The sequence below is a fragment of the Niallia sp. Man26 genome (assembly GCF_022049065.2).
Taxonomy (GTDB): domain Bacteria; phylum Bacillota; class Bacilli; order Bacillales; family Cytobacillaceae; genus Niallia.
In genome coordinates this window covers 334,960-352,702 of sequence record NZ_CP095744.1, presented here as the reverse complement: position 1 = coordinate 352,702, position 17,743 = coordinate 334,960, and the positions used below count along the sequence as shown (strand labels likewise).

Sequence of the window (17,743 nt, the reverse complement as noted above, 5' to 3'; positions counted from 1 at the left end):
ACATGGATTTAAATATGATTCAAATAATATTAGTCATTATCGTAGCATTTTTAGCTGGTGTAGAAGGTATCTTGGATGAATTCCACTTCCACCAACCTATCATTGCTTGTACGTTAATCGGCTTAGTTACAGGAGAATTAGTACCATGTCTTATTTTAGGTGGTACCCTGCAAATGATCGCTTTAGGCTGGGCAAACATTGGAGCTGCAGTAGCACCTGATGCTGCGTTAGCATCTGTGGCATCCGCAATTATACTAGTTTTAAGTGGACAGGGCGAAGCTGGCGTGTCCTCTGCAATCGCGATTGCTGTTCCTCTTGCAGTTGCAGGTTTATTGCTAACAATCATCGTTCGTACAATTGCAACAGCATTAGTACATTTGATGGATGCAGCAGCTAGAGAAGGAAACATTAGAAAAGTGGAAATGTGGCATATCGTAGCTATCTGTATGCAGGGCTTACGTATTGCTATTCCTGCTGTATTGATTTTAGCTATCGGAGCAGGTCCTGTTAGAGAATTGCTAGAAGCGATGCCAACATGGTTGACAAGCGGCTTAGCAATCGGCGGGGGAATGGTTGTAGCAGTTGGTTATGCAATGGTTATTAACATGATGGCTACGAAAGAAGTATGGCCATTCTTCGCAATTGGTTTCGTATTAGCGACAGTTTCACAAATCACACTTATCGGTCTTGGAGCTATCGGTGTGGCTCTTGCACTTATCTACTTAGCACTTTCTAAGCAAGGCGGCTCAGGTGGCGGCGGAAATTCCAACAATGGAGATCCACTAGGCGATATTATCGATAATTACTAAGAAGGAGGGGAATAAACAATGGAAAAAGAATTGAGATTATCAAAAAGAGATCGTATTTCTGTTTGGTGGCGTTCCACTTTCCTTCAAGGTTCTTGGAACTACGAACGTATGCAAAACGGCGGTTGGGCATTTTCAATGATTCCTGCCATCAAAAAATTATATAAAACAAAAGAAGATCGTGCAGATGCACTAAAACGTCACTTAGAATTCTTTAATACACACCCATATGTTGCTTCACCTATCATTGGTGTAACACTAGCACTTGAAGAAGAACGTGCTAACGGTGCACCTGTTGAAGATACAGCCATTCAAGGTGTTAAAGTCGGAATGATGGGACCTTTAGCAGGTATAGGAGATCCAGTTTTCTGGTTTACCATTAAACCAATCCTTGGTGCATTAGCAGCGTCCCTGGCATTGACTGGCAACATCCTTGGTCCAATTATTTACTTCTTTGCATGGAATATCATTCGAATGGCATTCACATGGTATACACAAGAATTTGGCTACAAAGCTGGTTCCAAAATTACAGACGACTTATCTGGTGGAATACTTCAAAGTATTACAAAAGGTGCCTCTATACTCGGGATGTTCATCCTCGGAGCGTTAGTTAACAGGTGGGTATCCGTCCAATTCACACCAACAGTATCATCTGTTGAATTAGACGAAGGTGCTTATATCGACTGGGATAACTTGCCTGCTGGAGCAGAAGGAATTAAAACCGCGCTGGAGCAGCAAGCAGCTGGTCTCTCCTTAGATCCAGTTAAAGTAACAACTTTACAAGCCAACTTAGACAGCTTAATCCCTGGTTTAGCAGGATTGCTGTTAACACTTCTTTGCATGTGGCTGCTGAAGAAGAAAGTTTCTCCAATCGTTATGATTCTTGGATTGTTCGCAGTTGGTATCGTATTCCATTTAATTCACTTGATGTAATTTAAATAGCACTTCCTGTTATGATGAAATGATTATAATAGGAAGTGCTTTATTTTTTATAAAGAAATCATGAATTAAAATCCTTCAATTAAAGCAGATTCTCGATTCCAAAAAATTCTTTGAATCCAGACTTCCCTCGCGCTGTAATCATGATTTCCCGAGAATTCTCTTTTGCTTCAATCCAGCCTAATTTAATATACCTCTCAAATAAACCGTTTCCTAATGCTCCTCCTAAATGATGAGTACGTTCACTCCAGTCAAGACATGCATGTGAAAAAGAGCGGCGTTTCTTAGATAAACCTACTAAATCTAATCCTAATTTTTGAAAAAAGGATTCTCCTTTTGCTGTTACGATGAATTGTTTATCACTTCTTTCTATGTATCCTGCATCTTCCATTATTTTTGTTAGTTGTACACTTACGCGTCCCGCTAGATGATCGTAACAGGTTCTCGCATTTTCTAGCCTTTTTAATTGACTTGATTGTTTTAATGAACGAATTTCTGGTGGTGGAGAGATAGACATTAATATCTCAAGTGTATTCGCTACTTCTTCATTTGCTAATCGAAAATATCTGAAACGTCCATTTTTTTCCGTAGTCACAAGATTATTTTCGACTAGTTTTGCAAGGTGGAAGCTGGCCGTTTGTGGTGTGATTTTGGCCATATATGCTAGTTCGCTGGCTGTATGGTACTTTCCATCCATTAAACCTGCCAGTATAGTTGCTCTTGATTCCTCTGTAAGTAAAGCGGTCAGGGCCGTAATATTCGGACTTATACTCAATTTTTAACACCTCTGTAATCCATACTTCGATAAGCATCGTATTATATAGCTCTTATAATAATAGTAAAGAAACGTAATCACAAGGGAGGGCAAGGTTTTAAATTTGGAGAAAAAAGCTTGGGAGGGTCTGAACAAATGACTAAATACAACTTTTTTATATTAATTATCTTGACTACTGCATTAATGGGCTCATCATTTGCCATCGGTAAAATAGGTTTAAGCTATTCAAGTCCTTTATTATTGGCTGGGTTACGATTTGTTCTTGCTGGCATTATTATGGCTGTTATCGTAAAGAAATTTAAAAGACCGCAGCCTAGTGGTTATAGAAATTGGCGAAGAATCCTAATTATCGGAGCTCTACAAACAGCAGGCGTAATGGGGTGTATTTTTATTAGCTTAAGAACAATTACAGCCAGTGAATCTTCCATCCTAACTTTTATGAATCCTTTATTAGTAATTATTTTTGGGACTATTTTTATGGGTAACCGTTACAGATGGTATCAATGGAGCGGTGTTGTCCTAGGATTTGTTGGTGTTGGAATTATATTGGGCGGAATTAAGGATTTTAATATAGGCATAGTTTTTGGAGCTTTCTCCGCTGTTTTTTGGGCAATTTCAACATTATTAGTTAATAAGTGGGGGAGGCATTTTGATACATGGGCACTTTCTGCCTATCAAATGCTATTTGGTGGGGGAATACTCCTCTTTTTAAGTTTCTTACTCGAAGATCCTTTCTTTTATATCAATAAAAACTCGATATTAATTCTTTTATGGTTAAGTATCATGTCTTCAATCGTTCAATTTGCGGTATGGTATTTTCTCTTACAAAAAGGAGATCCAGGTAAAACAAGTTCTTATTTGTTTTTAGCTCCATTTTTTGGTGTTTTAACTGGGAATATATTGCTACAGGAGGTTATTTCTTATTCGCTTATAAGTGGAGGAATATTCATTTTGTTAGGAATTTATCTTGTAAATAACAACTTTAAGAAAGAAATTGTTAGCAGCAATAGTTATCCCTTACGATAAATCAAAATGTAGGAGGAGCGTTTAAAGATGGAAAATAAAACGTGGAAAGATTATTTTTATGAAATAATTAAGGCATTATTGCTTTATAAATAAGGAACCATTCGACGACTATGGAAAATACGAGTTTACGAAGTAAATAAATACATTGTTAACAATTTCTGCTCAAGTTATCTTAATGAAACATTTACTAACCTTATACGTATATTTAGAGGGAAAAGTGATTATTGCGGAGGTAGATAAATGGCAGGAAAAAAATTCAATCTATTATTATTACTTCAAATGATTTTGACGGCTATTGTTATGGTTATATGCATTTATAATGTAGTTACCCAAAATTTCACCTTGCAACCATTAGCGTTCCTACTTCTGAGTGCAATAGTCATTATTATCGGATTGCGAGAATATAAAAGAACGAAGAGTTTTAGGTGGGGTATCTTTTATCTATGCACATCGCTTTTTGTTTTATACGTAGCTGTCCAGGGGTTTATGTATAATTAATAATTTTATTATGTAATAAACATAGTGGGTTAATTCAAATGTAATTCCGGATTTTCAGCCATTTTAGTAAACAGAAAACATAAAGGGATTCTTGATAAGAAAGAGATTGAGACAAACCATTTGGAAAAAATACCGAAAACAAACCGGGAAAATCGGCTTAAGGATTTTCCCGGTTTTTATTATTTTATATGGTTGTTACATATAATCATAAACTGAATCAACAAAATAGAGCCAGTGATAATATTCAATCTGTGAATCCGTCATTTTGGCGGTTTCTTTCTCATTGAATAAATGCTGCTCAAGTAATTCTTGAACTTTTGAATTTCTTTCGATTCGGCTCATTATAAATCCTCCCTTTAGTTTGAGAAGTAACGAAGTTTTTGAATGTTGTTGAAAACGTTTTCTTTATATGTTTATTATATATCTCAATATGAGATTAAACAAATATTAAAATTAGATGATTTTTCGAAAAATAATACGTAAATGTTATTTATCTTCATTCTTTATTAAGCATGACCGTATTTCTTAAGCTTTGTTCGTTAGTGAGAAGGGAATGGATTTGAAGAATGGTTAATGCAATTTCAGGGTAACATTGTCAGGCAACCAATTCAGACCCTAATTTGGCTTTTGTGAATTGGCATGTTAATGAGGTGTTTCGAGGGCCCAGTTACGAGATTCATTAAATAATTTAGCCTAGCCCATAATCAAACAGTAGGACGGTAATTTTGAAAAGGCCGTTCTGGTTTGCATTATGGGTAACCAATCATAGAGACTAAACTATAAAAAGATGAGTTATATATTCAATAAATCACCAAAATACTTAAGATTTTTCAGCAGGCTGCAGCATAATAGTGACTATATTTAGACACTATAAATAAACCTTGATATAAAAGGTTTTTTATCTAAGTTGAAACACAGATAATAATTGTTTGAAAAAGACAAGTGACTATTCATTGTCACCTTCTAATAACGAAATATGGCAATATCAATACTTCTCCTTTAGGAACGAAGAATGTTCAACTTAAATACATCCGAAAACCAATTATAATCAACAGCACAGACAGCATTTGCAAAATCACCGTGCCTGGAATTTTTCTCGACAGCAGCACACCGATCTGTGAACCGATAATTACGCCAATACTGCCCCATAAGACTGTGTTCCAATCAATACTGCTGTAGAACCATTGCGAAAAAACACCGACTAGAGAATAAATGGTTAAGGAGAAGATAGATGTTGCTGTAGCAATATGTGTTGGCAATTTAAAGGCGTAAATCAATATTGGAACTAGCAGCCAGCCGCCCCCAATTCCTAAGTAGCTTGAAAGGATGCCCATAAAAAACCCGATTGGGAGAATAGAGACTAATGGCAGACATGCAGTCTCCTTAAAATCAGGAGTTTTCTCAACTGCAGCAGCTACTTCATCTTCACCACTGCCTTCTTTGCTTAATAGCCGCTTTTTCTTTTTTAAGCTCGCAAATGGGGGATTTTTAGCAAATAGGAAAATCCCTAAAGCAACTAAAACTGTTGCGAATATGACATAAAAATAGCTGGATGAGTAGATTTGCAGGAGCCAAACTCCGAGTAGGGAACCAGGAATTGCGCCTGCGCTAAGTGTTAAGCCTGTATGATAAGAAATTCGTTTTTGTTTTGCATATCCAACAACTCCTGAGAGAGAGTTAATTAACACAATCACTAGACCAGAGCCGGCTGCAAGTTTTGGATCCATATGGAATATGAGCAGAAGAGCAGGTACAAAGATAAAGCCGCCGCCAGACCCAACTATTGTGCCGTAGCCTCCAGCAATAATGCCAACGATAACCAGTAAAATACAAATATAAATGTCCAAGATACTTTCCTCCTAACCCTTATACATTAAGGCTATCAAAGGAATGAGTTATTGTATATTTGAATAATTTTATATCCTATAAGCAACTGTTATACCCATGACGGACAACCTAAAAAAAGCAGGTGCTTCCTAGAAGCACCCTGCAAAAAATTAATGGCGAATATATTGAATGAAGTATTTTAACCCGGACTTTTTAAAGCGGTGAGATTTTTGCACCATCCATAAATCTCGGGAAATCAGGAAATTGCTTATTTTAACTTCATGCAATGTTCCGTATTGGATCTCCCTGGTAACCGTTAACTTTGGGAGTATGCTGACACCTAAGTCTGCTTCTACCGCACTTTTAATTGATTGATAGCTACCCAGCTCCATTGCACTTTTAATCTTTTCAAGTATGCCATGTTCAGCTAATGCAGACTCAACAATCACGCGTGTACCTGAACCAATTTCTCTCCAAATCATTTTTTCATCAAGCAATTCCTGAATACCTATTTGCTCTTTATTGCTCCAAGGATGGGCAGGAGAGGTTACAAGGATAAGCTCATCATCCGCAAACTTCTCTCGAATTAAGCTATCGTTATCAACCGCACCTTCAACAAAAGCAATATCGATTTCGTTATTTTCAAGTTTAGCTAAAACCGTAGGTGTGTTTCCGATCGAAAGACTGAATTTCAAGTCAGGATAACTCTTGCTGAATTGTCCTAATAATCCTGGCAATAGGTATTCACCAATTGTGGAGCTGGCTCCAATATTTAAAACGATTTCCTCATTCCCAGTCAATTCCTGGATAGCCTCAAAAGAAAGCTTAGAATACTCGACCATCTCTTTTGCATATGGATAAAGAATTTCACCTGCTTTTGATAAGGTCAATTTTCCAGCGTTTCTCTCAAACAGCTGTGCTTGATAGATTTCTTCGAGTTGTCTAATCTGCCTTGTCACAGCAGGCTGTGTAACAAAGCTTAGGCGGGCTGCTTGGCTGATTGTACCTTCCTCAACAACGAGGCAAAACATTTTTAAGCTGTCTATGTTCACATCACAACCTCCAATATAAATGAACGACTTTATAGTCAATATCCAATAGTTTATATAGTGAATTGTATCATTTTCTCTATGGAAGAGCTTATGTGTTTGCTTTTTCATATGCAAACAACAGAGACTAGTTAGGGACTTAATATAGTCTCCAAAGGATAATATTCAACAGAAATAAACTAAAAAAAATTGACGAAAATCTTGAAAAAACGATAGCAATCAATAGGATAGTCACTATATATAGACACTATTGTGTATGCATTGATAATTCAACACTTATTAATAAAGATTCATTTTTGAAAAAGGTCAGTTTAACAGCTAAAATTCTATTTAGCGGCATACTATGGTGACTTCAAAAATGCAATGATTTAAAAACTTGTCATAATAAGTCGAATTGCAGTGTTTTAGAGAGCCGTTAATGTCGATACTTATGATATAATTTAAGTAGTAATGAAGAACTAAATATCATCTGAATCAAATGCATCTAAAGCTTAAATATAGATAGTAAATTATACGCATCCAACAATTATCTTAATAAAAAGATAAAGCATTAATAAAAAATTAAACGGAATTATAAGAATCACAGCAAGCGGGTTACAGGGGGAAGCAGTTTGAACACATATATCGTAATGCAAGGAAGCAAGTATCATGAAGTAAGGGATTTAGGAATCATTTGGTCGCCTCAAATAGATAAGGGCGGCAATACAGAACATTCCTGGGAAAGAATGAAGGAAGTTAAAAAGGGCGACCGGATTTTTCACTATGTGAAAGGAAATATTGTTGCTATCAGCATTGCTAAAGAGGACTGCATCGAATCAAGAAGACCTCTTGTTTTACAATCTGACCTTTTTGATGACGAAGTAGGCTACTTAGTTGAGCTAGAGTATTATGAGCTGGATAAATCAGTTAATGTAAAAGGGAAATTTGCGGAAATTCTCCCAGTGCTACCTTTAAAATATTCACCATTTCAAGAGGATGCTAGCGGCAACTCAGGCTACTTATATCCATGTAACGAAGAACTAGCAATCAAGCTACTAGAGTTAATCGGTGAATTGAACATCTATTTAATTGATACAGAGCAATTGGAATTATCCATGGATTATATTAAAGTAACAGAACATAATACTTTGATTCCAGTAATTGCCGAAACAGAGTCAGAGGTTAAAACAAAAATCAGACTAGGTCAGCAACGATTCAAAAAAGATTTGTTGCAACTGTGGGGCTGTAAGTGTGCCCTTTGTGATATAGACCTTCCAGAACTGCTGCGAGCAAGCCGCTCTAAGCCATGGAAAGACAGCACGAACGAAGAGCGAATTGATCCATATAACGGCTTACTGCTTTGCTGCAATCATGATGCATTATACGAAAACGGCAAAATAGCATTTGATGGGCAAGGAAGATTGCATATATCTCCTGAAATAAAGGAGGAGGACTACTTGAAATATAGCTTATTAACGAAGAAGAAGATTAAGCTGAATCCGGAGAATAAAGTGTATTTTAAGTGGCATAAGCGGAATGTATGGAGCAAAGCAATAGATGTTAAAGAGGAAATGGAAAGCGGGGATTTAGGATAATTTAAGAAAGGGATTTGAAACGCGAAATCTCCGTTTCAAATCCCTTTTTTTGATATTGTTAAAAAAGAAACAAAAAGTTCACTATAATATGGTTAATGCAGCATGACACGGGTGGAAAGACTCATGCTAGTGAACAAGGCAGGGTTATAGGTGTAAGTCAATGAATTCAATTTTTAGCAAGAATAACCGGCCCTTTCATTGGAGGGCAAATCTATGTAGCAATAGGGCATGCTATGCCAGCATTTATGGGTGTGCTTCTTATTGCGATACTAGTTTTGTATAAAGGGAGGTCTGTATTAAGAGCTAAGTGAATTTTCATTTAGATTCTTATATATATGCCTGTTCATTGCTTACTTTTAAAAGATGTAAGAATTCAGATGAGCTGGAGAGGGGATTTAGTTGATCCCTTAGTTGACTCTTTCGGGTTTCTGAATTTTAATCAATTTATAGAGCATGCTGAGATAAGAGGATATTAGAAGTGTTATTCTAGGAACCTTGGAAAATTTTTAATTTTTTACATTTATAGGATAAGATATACTCTTTCATTTCATTATATGGTATGATTTTCCTAGATGATTTAGTTGATTATAGCTATTGATAATGAATTCGTATGATTTAGAATTTATGTTATAAGGATTACTACCTATGTTTTGCTTTATATATAATTAAAATTAAATATACACTGATAGGACCGATGAAACCAAAAGTTATTCTTTAGAATAAAGATAGGAGAGTCGAGATGGACATTAAATATTTATCTACCACTGCTCTTTCAAAAGAGTTACAGTTACCAGCTAAAGAGGTATTTAAGCTGTTATCAGATAACGGCCTAGTAAGAAGACTGGATGATAACTGGTTATTAACTGAATTAGGTAAAAATAAGGGTGGAGTAATAAAGAGCCATCCTCGTTATGGGAGTTATATTGCATGGACTGAGGAATTTAAGCAGGATAAAATCTTCACTTCTAAAGAAGAAGAAAAAAACTTGCTGACTTCTACTGCACTAGGAAAGCATTTTGGAATATCAAAATTTAGAATAAACCCCATTTTATCTGAATTGGGTTTAGTTCAAAAGTCAGTTAAAGGATGGACTGTAACTCCATTAGGTAAATTAGTGGGAGGAAAACAATTAGAATATGATAAGACAGGGGTTCCCTATGTCTGTTGGAAATCTAGTATTCTAACAAGAAGCAGGATTATTAATGCTTTGAAAGAGGCAAAAGGAGATTCAATCGAAGAAAAAAATGAAGTTCAAGAAAAAGAAACAATAGGGTTCCGTGAAAAGTTTGAAGCAACACACAGAAGTGCTGATGGTCATTATGTACGATCCAGAGCAGAAATGTTAATAGATAACTGGCTATATATGTCTGAGATTGTACATGCATATGAAAGAAAACTCCCTGTTGAAGAAGATGTATATTGTGATTTTTATTTGCCAGTAGGTAAAGTCTATATAGAATACTGGGGACTTGAGAATGATCCAAGGTACTTACATAGAAAATCAGAAAAACTAAGGGTCTATAAAAAATACGAATTTAACTTGATTGAATTAAACGACGCTGATATCCAGAACCTAGATGATATTTTACCTAAAAAATTGTTGAAGTTTGGTATTCAGGCATACTAACCTTAAAATGGCAGCCACAAAAAAAGTTGGCTGTTTTTTTGTCTGCATTTTAAATATCCATATTCATCTCTTAAAAATGGATATTTAATCCATGTCAATTAGTACTCCAATTATAGTAAAATAGGGCTATTGATGTAATTAAGGAGAAATACAATGTCAAAAAAGAATTTTCTTTATTTATATATAGTAGTCAGTTTACTATGGATCTTCGGAACAGATTATTTACTAAATTTTGTCGACAGTAAATCGACTATGCTGTTTCTGCAAAAATTAAAAGGAATTTTATATGTTTGTTTTACTAGTATTCTTATTTATGTCCTCATTGTCAGAAAAGAGGAATTCGAAACCGTAACAGAAGAGAAAAAACAGCTGCAAACGCTGATTAATTCAATGGTTGATTTTGTGAAGTTTAAAGACGGAGACGGCCGGTGGCTTGAGGTAAATGAAGCTGGTTTGAAGTTTTTTCAGCTAGAAGGTCTCGATTTTAGAGGGAAAACGGATTCCGAAATGGCGAAGTTTACAGACTTTTATCATGATGCACTTGTTAGCATTGAACAATCAGACGAAGAAGCATGGAAGTCTGGCAAAGTTACGCGGCATTTAGAATATCTCTCACTTCCTAATGGGGAAACGAGAACATTTGATACAATAAAAGTCCCTAATTTCAATGATGATGGAAGCCGCCATTCATTAGTAATAATTGGCCGTGATATTACAGATCATCTAATGACAGAAAAGGACTTGAGCACAACAAAGCAGCAATATCAGTCCCTCTTTGAAAATAACCCGGATATGGTGTATGTCCTTGATTTAGACGGAAAAGTAGTGAATGTAAATCGCCAGTTTGAGAAAATAACAGGCTACAGCGCAGAAGAGTTTATTGGCAAAGAAATCGTCAGCTTAGTTACAGACGAATTTCAAGAACTTCTCAGGAACTCATTATTATCTCATGTTCTTCAAGGCAAATCATCTACAAAAGAAACAAAAATCAAAAAAAGAGATGGCAGTATCAGTGATATATCCTGTACTACTTTTCCGATGATGTTGGACGGCGAAATCGTCGGTGTTATAGGTTATGGCAGAGATGTTACCGCAATAAAAGAAACGGAAGCGATGCTCCGCAAAGCAGAAAAGCTGTCTGTCGCTGGTGAATTGGCAGCAAGTGTTGCCCATGAAATCAGAAATCCACTTACCTCCATACGCGGATTTATTCAGCTAATGAAATCAGATAACAAACCATCAGACAAAACCTTTCATCAAATTGTCTTAGATGAAATCGACCGAATTAACGATATCGTTAGTGAGCTATTATTACTAGCAAAACCACAAGAACTGGCATATGAAAAAGCAAGAGTAGAAAGCATTATGAGCTCTGTATTTGGATTGCTTGAATCTCAATCAAATCTGTATGGAGTAGAAACAAAATTAGAAGTACTAGGCGCACTCCCAGAAATAGATTGTGAGCCAAACCAATTAAAACAGCTGTTCATTAACATTATTAAAAATTCAATCGAAGCAGATTCCAACAAAGTAAACATCACCATGAAAAATACAAAAGACGGCTTCATCCGAATAAAAGTAAAGGACGATGGCTGCGGAATAGAAAAGGACAGAATCAAACGACTCGGAGAACCATTTTATTCAGCAAAAGAAAAAGGAACAGGCTTAGGGTTAACGGTCAGTTACCGGATTGTTCAGGCACATAAAGGAAAAATCCGTTATGCAAGTGAGGTTAATGAAGGTACAGAAGTGGAGATTTTGCTCCCGATTAGCATAGATTAAAGAGTAGGGACATTTTAGCTTTTCTAAAATGTCTTTTTCTTATTTGAAGAAAGGAATCGAACGTACATATTTATGCTAAATAATCTGAAATATTCAATATGTTATATTAGGTGAGGTGATCCTACTGAAAAAAGCGTCAGTCCTTATAATCATTTTTATAGTTTTGCTATTAGGGGCATGTAATCAAGCAAAAAGCAATGTTTATTATGCAATGATAGTTGTAGCCAATAACAAAGAATATAATGGAAGTGAAACGGTCTGGGATGACAATATTAAAATCGGAGAAATGTTAGGTGAGGTTGAAAAAAAGACGCCAGCAGATGTAATGCCGGAAAATAACCAGTCAAATTATTTCAAAGTTGGATCAAAAATTTACTCGGTTAAAGGTACAGACCAATTTATTATTGTTAGAGACAACGAAAATAGAGAGCATTTATTAGAGAGGGCGCCAAGGGATGAAGAATCTCCTTAAAGTTCAAAACATTGCAGAATAAATACCATAAACCTCAAAAATTGTTTTAACATTTATTTTAGAGTTCCTTTTAGCATAGGAGTTATCTCTTCTAATATTGTTCATAAGATTTGAGTGTGTCGATTAAGTGTTAATAATACTACCTATATAATCATAGTTGAAATAAAAACTAGGAACATAGAAAAGCCTACTCTCAGCATAATGGCAAAGGAGTAGGCTTTTTATTTAAAAAAATTTCGAATAGACTATGTACGTTGAAAAAGATTACATATATACTAATAATTGGGTATTTATTAATTTTATGTAAATATATTGTAAAAAATAGAAAACTCCACTGTGAGTATTTTTATCGATATTTCACTATTAATTAGTATTAATTCCCCTTTCAGTCATAACTTTTTAGTACAGGTAAGCAGCAAGAAAGGAGCATACATATTGAAGGAAAGTAAACCAAAGATTACGTGGATAGGGGTAGTATTAATTTTTGTTGTTTGCATGGTGATTGCTGGATTCACTAAACCAAGAGGTAGAGTTGATTCAACAGAAAGCATGGAAACAGACAAACCCTATGATTTTGAACTAACGCATTTTAATGATAATTTCGGTCATTTTATCAATGTTTTTCGCAACCAGGATTTATGGCAGTACTAACTTTTTTGCGTATCTAAACAGAAGGTTAGGGTAGATTCTCCTAATCTTTTTTATGTATTTATCATACTTGCAGCTATAATAACACGACATATGAAACTTTCATGGACCCTGTATCGTATCCTATATAACATATTTTTACAGAGGGAGAGGACGGAAGTTGTACAGATTTTTAACGGCAGCGCTATCTGTCATTATATTCGGTTTGTTTTACGCTTGGTTTTCTTACGTTCCTGTTGCGAATCAAAATGAGGACGTTCTTTATTTTAGTTTTTTCGATATCTTCCTCTTTTTCTTTCTTATTGCTGGCCCTATTTATTTCATTGCAGCAGTACCTACTTCGATTTTTCTTGATAACCTGCTATTAAGGGTCACTTCCACATCTAAAATGTTGAATTATTGCATAGGTATAGGTTTATACTCTATTGCAGGAGCAATTTTAGGTTTTTTTACGTTATTATTTATAATGAGAATAATAATAAGTTTGTATTACGAGAAGAGTATCCGTATATTGTATGCTGCTTAGCAGCAGCTTTGCTATATTACCACCTGTCCCTATTGTTAACACCAATACTAAAGAAATACTAACTTTTGGTTGGTGCTGTAAAGTTTGGACAAACAGAAGGAACCAACTGTGAAAATTAATTGAGGAACATATCCTATAGCTTCTATCACTCAAGATAGAGGCTTTTTACTATATCCTCAAATGAAGAAAGGTTTTAATACTTAAGAAAACAGGTAAACAAAATAGGAAACATAGTGAATTTTAGCTGATTAATAAAAAACTTACTTTTTTTTAATCCAATTTTAATTCTACTAGTATAGTATTTCTCTTTATGAGCATATTAGAATTTGACTATCTAGTCGTTCTCTGTTGACTTATAAAGGAAAACTAAATAAAAGGAGAAAAGACAATTGAATACTATTGCTAAAGCTGCAACGAAACCTTCTAGTACAACACCACTATTTGCTGTTCTGCTGGCAGGGGCTTTTGTTGCATTTTTAAATCAGACGGTTATAAATGTAGCGTTGCCTGATATTATGTCTCATTTTAAAATTGATGCAGTGCAAGCGAACTGGTTAAGTACGATATTTTTGTTAACGAATGGTATCGTTATTCCGGTTACTGCCTTTTTGATGGAGAGATTTACGACAAGGCAATTATTTTTATTTTCAATAGGAGTATTTGCTGTTGGTACATTAATCTGTGCAATGGCTGGCACGTTCCCAATCATGCTTGTTGGACGGGTAGTACAAGCAATCGGTGCGGGTATTTTATTCCCATTAATTACGAATGTGATTTTCACTATTTTCCCACTAAATAGACGCGGATTTGCCATGGGTATCTTCGGTGTGGCAATGAACTTCGCTCCTGCAATTGGTCCTACATGGGCTGGCTGGATTATTGAATCCTACAATTGGCGCGTTATCTTTTACATTATTGCTCCAATTGCTCTCATCGACTTTATTCTTGCGATCTTCTTCGTGAAAAATGTCACACAAACAAGCAGACCAAAGTTAGATTCCTTAGGAGTTATTCTTTCAACAATTGGATTTGGCGGAATTTTATACGCTTTTTCAACAGCTGGATCAAAGGGTTGGTCTTCAACAGAAGTAGTAACAATGTTTATCATTGGCGGCATCAGCCTTATCCTGTTCGTATGGCGTCAGCTTGTTGTTAAGCATCCAATCTTAGAGTTCAGGATTTTCAAGTACAAGCTGTTCACATTAACAACAATCATCAACGTTGCTGTTACAATGTCCATGTTCTCTGGAATGATTTTAATGCCGATTTACATGCAAAACATCCACGGTTTCAGCGCTTTAGAAGCTGGCTTCATGCTGTTGCCTGGCGGAATTGTAATGGGGATCATGTCTCCTATCACAGGTAAACTGTTCGATAAATATGGCGCAAAATGGCTTGCTATTATCGGATTGGCAATTACAATGGTGACAACATTTGCGTTAACAAGATTAGAAGTAGACACAAGTTATTCCTATATTCTATGGGTTTATACAATTAGAATGTTCGGTATGTCTCTCATCATGATGCCAATCTTTACTGCAGGACTTAATGATTTAGGTCTAAGCTTGAATAAATATGGAACTGCTATGGTTAACACATTCCGAATGGTTGCTGGCGCAATCGGCATGGCCTTCTTCGTATCAATCATGACAGATCAAGGCACAAACCATGCTAAAGACTGGATGAAGCTGCATAACATACTGCCGACAGATAAGCTTGGCATGGCTCAAGCAGCGAAGGAAGGAACAGTCATGGGAATCAATGATGCCTTTATGATTGCCACTTACTTGACAATTGTTGCATTTTTGTTGGCTTTCTTTATTAAAGGATCTAAGCCTGGAGAGAAGAAAGCTTAATATAATACGTTAGAGCGTTGAGAATTCTCAACGCTCTTTAATTTTTTCGGAAAGTAGTACATGCCCATTGCATGCTACTTCCATCTATAAAATTACCTAAGTTGATTTGCCTTTGGAATAATCTATGCTATAATTTCATAAATACTACAAATGTAGTTTTGTATTAATTACTACGTTTGTAGTATTATAAAAAAAGAAAAGAAGTGATTGAGCTTGAATAGTAGAGTCGAAAACAATCGTAAGAGATTTAAACCTTATTTACTATCGTTTTTAATCATTTTATTGAGTATCGGGGGGATTTATTTAGTTCTAACATTACTGAACAAAAATGATTATGCTTCATTCGAAGGAGCAGCAAAAAGTTATATTCAAATTTTAGAAAAAAAGGAGTATAAGAAGTTAAACAATGTACTCGATGAACAATCATATAAATCGTTAGATTATACATTGGCAGAAGTAACAGATAAATATAATCGTATATTCAATGGTTTAAATATAACGGATATACATGCTTCACAGATTTCATTAGAAAAGGTGAAAACCAATCTTTATGAATTGTCTTATCAATTAAGCTTCACAACTCCTTTAGGAAGTTTAGAGAATTTGAAATATAAAACAGAAATAATTAAGTCGGATGATAATTATGTAGTGAAGTGGGAACCTTCGTTAATTTTCCCTGGCATGGAAGGCAAAGATAAAATAGCATATCAATACTTTAAAGCAGAACGAGGAGAGATTCAAGATCATCTAGGGAATGGCTTGGCAATCAATGAAAACTTTAAGTCGATGGGAATTGTTCCGAAGGATTTAGGCGAAGGACAGGAAAAAGAGGATAATCTTCAAAATATAAGCGAACAATTTGATCTATCGCTAGAAGAAATAAATAAAAAACTAGATCAAAGCTGGGTCAAAGATGATTTATTTGTTCCGATGAAAACAATGGAAGCAAGTAAAGCGAAACAAGTGACAGGAGTGTCCTATCAAACTATTAAACTGCGGTATTATCCTTTGAAAGAAGCGGCCGCGAATTTAATTGGTTATATCGGAAAAGTAACGAAAGAAGATATCGATAAAAATCCCCGTTTAGCTGATGGAGATATGATTGGAAAAGCTGGCTTGGAAATGGCCTTTGATAAGCAATTGCGTGGCAAGGACGGTGGAGAGATATCAATTGTTGCTGCAAATGGCGAAAAGAAGCAAGTCATTCAACAAGTAGAAAAAGCAGATGGAGAAGATATTCAGCTGACAATTGATTCTTACATACAATCAGAAGCATTTAAACAATTTGCTGGCAAAGCAGGCTCAACTGTTGTCATGAACCCGAAAGCAGGCGGGCTATATGCTTTAGTAAGTTCTCCGTCCTATGATCCTAATAAAATGGTTCAAGGCATTTCTCAACAGGACTATGATTTCTATGCAAAGGACGAGGATAAACCATTTATTTCCCGATTTGCGGTTGGCTATGCACCTGGCTCAACATTCAAAACAATAACCGCCAGTATTGGCCTTGATGCTAATGTCACTTATCCAGATAAGCTCCGACAAATAAATGGATTGAGCTGGCAAAAGGATGGAAGCTGGGGAGGCTATTCCGTTACCCGCGTTTCCGATGTGCAAAATGTAGATATGCACAAGGCATTAATTTATTCTGATAATATTTATTTTGCGCAAGAGGGACTGGAAATGGGAGAAGACGTGTTTAGAAATGGGTTAAGTAAGTTTATTTTCGGCGAAGAGTTAGAATTGCCAATAGCCATGAATCCAGCACAGATTTCTAGTGAAAAAACATTTAAATCGGATATCCTTCTGGCAGATACGGCTTATGGTCAAGGTGAATTATTGATTAATCCTATTCAACAGGCTGTCATGTACACTGTTTTTCAGAATGAAGGGAAAATAGTTTATCCGACATTACTCGCAGATAATGGCAGTACCAAAACAAAAGAAGCTATTTTAAGTTCAACAGCGGCAGAAATGGTAAGAAGCTTAAAAGAAGTGGTAAGCAATCCAAATGGTACCGCACATCTGCTTTATAACCCACAATATCAGCTAGCTGCAAAAACGGGAACAGCAGAATTAAAATCGAAACAAGGCGAAAATGGCAATGAAAACAGCTTTTTGCTCGCCTTTGATACAGAGCAAGATAATTTTCTGATGCTTTCCCTTGTAGAGAATTATACAAAAGGAAGCTCAGCCACCCAACTGAATAAATCATTAATCGAAAAGCTGTATGCCTATTTTGGGATGCAGTAAGGGGAAGTTAAATGAGAACGATGCTTTAAGCAACGAAGCCTTCATGCTATAATAAATACTACAGATGTAAAAGTAGGAGGTTTCG

The 17,743-nt window shown here is 35.7% G+C and carries 15 protein-coding genes; 11 read left to right on the top strand and 4 right to left on the bottom strand.

Features of this window, described 5'->3' with window-relative positions:
* The first annotated feature begins 2 nt into the window (after nucleotides 1–2).
* Nucleotides 3–809, top strand: a complete 807-nt coding sequence (locus L8T27_RS21175; RefSeq protein WP_233315148.1) for a PTS mannose/fructose/sorbose transporter subunit IIC — start codon at nucleotides 3–5, stop codon at nucleotides 807–809.
* A gap of 18 nt (nucleotides 810–827) precedes the next feature.
* Nucleotides 828–1,739 (top strand): PTS system mannose/fructose/sorbose family transporter subunit IID, encoded by a 912-nt coding sequence (locus tag L8T27_RS21170; protein WP_233315149.1) that lies wholly within the window; start codon nucleotides 828–830, stop codon nucleotides 1,737–1,739.
* Between the two features lie 88 nt (nucleotides 1,740–1,827).
* Here the strand turns inward: L8T27_RS21170 and L8T27_RS21165 are convergent, their stop codons facing one another.
* On the bottom strand, nucleotides 1,828–2,520 hold the full coding sequence (locus L8T27_RS21165; protein WP_237942816.1) for an ArsR/SmtB family transcription factor: 693 nt from the start codon (nucleotides 2,518–2,520) through the stop codon (nucleotides 1,828–1,830).
* Nucleotides 2,521–2,655: 135 nt separating this feature from the next.
* On the opposite strand from L8T27_RS21165, the gene L8T27_RS21160 reads away from it, so the two are divergent.
* Complete coding sequence (locus L8T27_RS21160) at nucleotides 2,656–3,546, top strand: DMT family transporter (protein ID WP_237942815.1); 891 nt, start codon at nucleotides 2,656–2,658, stop codon at nucleotides 3,544–3,546.
* A 240-nt stretch (nucleotides 3,547–3,786) separates the two neighbouring features.
* Nucleotides 3,787–4,044 carry a DUF3953 domain-containing protein gene (locus tag L8T27_RS28965; protein ID WP_481858869.1) on the top strand — a complete coding sequence of 86 codons (258 nt, stop codon included), beginning with the start codon at nucleotides 3,787–3,789 and terminating at the stop codon, nucleotides 4,042–4,044.
* 195 nt (nucleotides 4,045–4,239) lie between these two features.
* Here the strand turns inward: L8T27_RS28965 and L8T27_RS21155 are convergent, their stop codons facing one another.
* The 3 genes from L8T27_RS21155 to L8T27_RS21145 all read right to left on the bottom strand — a co-directional run bounded on the left by L8T27_RS21155 (nucleotide 4,240) and on the right by L8T27_RS21145 (nucleotide 6,923).
* Nucleotides 4,240–4,386 carry a BH0509 family protein gene (locus L8T27_RS21155; RefSeq protein ID WP_233315152.1) on the bottom strand — a complete coding sequence of 49 codons (147 nt, stop codon included), beginning with the start codon at nucleotides 4,384–4,386 and terminating at the stop codon, nucleotides 4,240–4,242.
* A 674-nt stretch (nucleotides 4,387–5,060) separates the two neighbouring features.
* The gene (locus L8T27_RS21150) at nucleotides 5,061–5,891 is read right to left on the bottom strand and encodes a sulfite exporter TauE/SafE family protein (RefSeq protein ID WP_237942814.1); all 831 of its coding nucleotides are present in this window, start codon (nucleotides 5,889–5,891) and stop codon (nucleotides 5,061–5,063) included.
* Nucleotides 5,892–6,041: 150 nt separating this feature from the next.
* Nucleotides 6,042–6,923, bottom strand: a complete 882-nt coding sequence (locus L8T27_RS21145) for a LysR family transcriptional regulator (RefSeq protein ID WP_237942813.1) — start codon at nucleotides 6,921–6,923, stop codon at nucleotides 6,042–6,044.
* Between the two features lie 608 nt (nucleotides 6,924–7,531).
* Between L8T27_RS21145 and L8T27_RS21140 the strand changes: the two genes are divergently transcribed.
* The 7 genes from L8T27_RS21140 (at nucleotide 7,532) to pbp4 (ending at nucleotide 17,658) form a co-directional block, all read left to right on the top strand.
* The gene (locus L8T27_RS21140; protein ID WP_237942812.1) at nucleotides 7,532–8,494 is read left to right on the top strand and encodes an HNH endonuclease; all 963 of its coding nucleotides are present in this window, start codon (nucleotides 7,532–7,534) and stop codon (nucleotides 8,492–8,494) included.
* Between the two features lie 739 nt (nucleotides 8,495–9,233).
* Nucleotides 9,234–10,121, top strand: coding sequence for a glycerol kinase (locus L8T27_RS21130; RefSeq protein ID WP_237942811.1), 888 nt, complete (start codon nucleotides 9,234–9,236; stop codon nucleotides 10,119–10,121).
* 153 nt (nucleotides 10,122–10,274) lie between these two features.
* Nucleotides 10,275–11,903, top strand: a complete 1,629-nt coding sequence (locus L8T27_RS21125; RefSeq protein ID WP_237942809.1) for a PAS domain S-box protein — start codon at nucleotides 10,275–10,277, stop codon at nucleotides 11,901–11,903.
* A 115-nt stretch (nucleotides 11,904–12,018) separates the two neighbouring features.
* On the top strand, nucleotides 12,019–12,375 hold the full coding sequence (locus L8T27_RS21120) for a hypothetical protein (protein WP_248574495.1): 357 nt from the start codon (nucleotides 12,019–12,021) through the stop codon (nucleotides 12,373–12,375).
* 435 nt (nucleotides 12,376–12,810) lie between these two features.
* Nucleotides 12,811–13,026, top strand: a complete 216-nt coding sequence (locus tag L8T27_RS21115; protein ID WP_233315164.1) for a hypothetical protein — start codon at nucleotides 12,811–12,813, stop codon at nucleotides 13,024–13,026.
* 912 nt (nucleotides 13,027–13,938) lie between these two features.
* Nucleotides 13,939–15,405 (top strand): DHA2 family efflux MFS transporter permease subunit, encoded by a 1,467-nt coding sequence (locus L8T27_RS21110; protein WP_237942806.1) that lies wholly within the window; start codon nucleotides 13,939–13,941, stop codon nucleotides 15,403–15,405.
* A 213-nt stretch (nucleotides 15,406–15,618) separates the two neighbouring features.
* Complete coding sequence (pbp4, locus tag L8T27_RS21105) at nucleotides 15,619–17,658, top strand: penicillin-binding protein PBP4(5) (RefSeq protein ID WP_237942805.1); 2,040 nt, start codon at nucleotides 15,619–15,621, stop codon at nucleotides 17,656–17,658.
* Nucleotides 17,659–17,743: the final 85 nt, after the last annotated feature.

Bases quoted from the DNA above. Each gene is read 5' to 3' on its own strand.
- L8T27_RS21130 (WP_237942811.1), top strand. From the start codon at position 9,234: ATGGACATTAAATATTTATCTACCACTGCTCTTTCAAAAGAGTTACAG.
- L8T27_RS21125 (WP_237942809.1), top strand. From the start codon at position 10,275: ATGTCAAAAAAGAATTTTCTTTATTTATATATAGTAGTCAGTTTACTA.
- L8T27_RS21170 (WP_233315149.1), top strand. From the start codon at position 828: ATGGAAAAAGAATTGAGATTATCAAAAAGAGATCGTATTTCTGTTTGG.
- L8T27_RS21160 (WP_237942815.1), top strand. From the start codon at position 2,656: ATGACTAAATACAACTTTTTTATATTAATTATCTTGACTACTGCATTA.
- L8T27_RS21155 (WP_233315152.1), bottom strand. From the start codon at position 4,386: ATGAGCCGAATCGAAAGAAATTCAAAAGTTCAAGAATTACTTGAGCAG.
- L8T27_RS28965 (WP_481858869.1), top strand. From the start codon at position 3,787: ATGGCAGGAAAAAAATTCAATCTATTATTATTACTTCAAATGATTTTG.
- L8T27_RS21175 (WP_233315148.1), top strand. From the start codon at position 3: ATGGATTTAAATATGATTCAAATAATATTAGTCATTATCGTAGCATTT.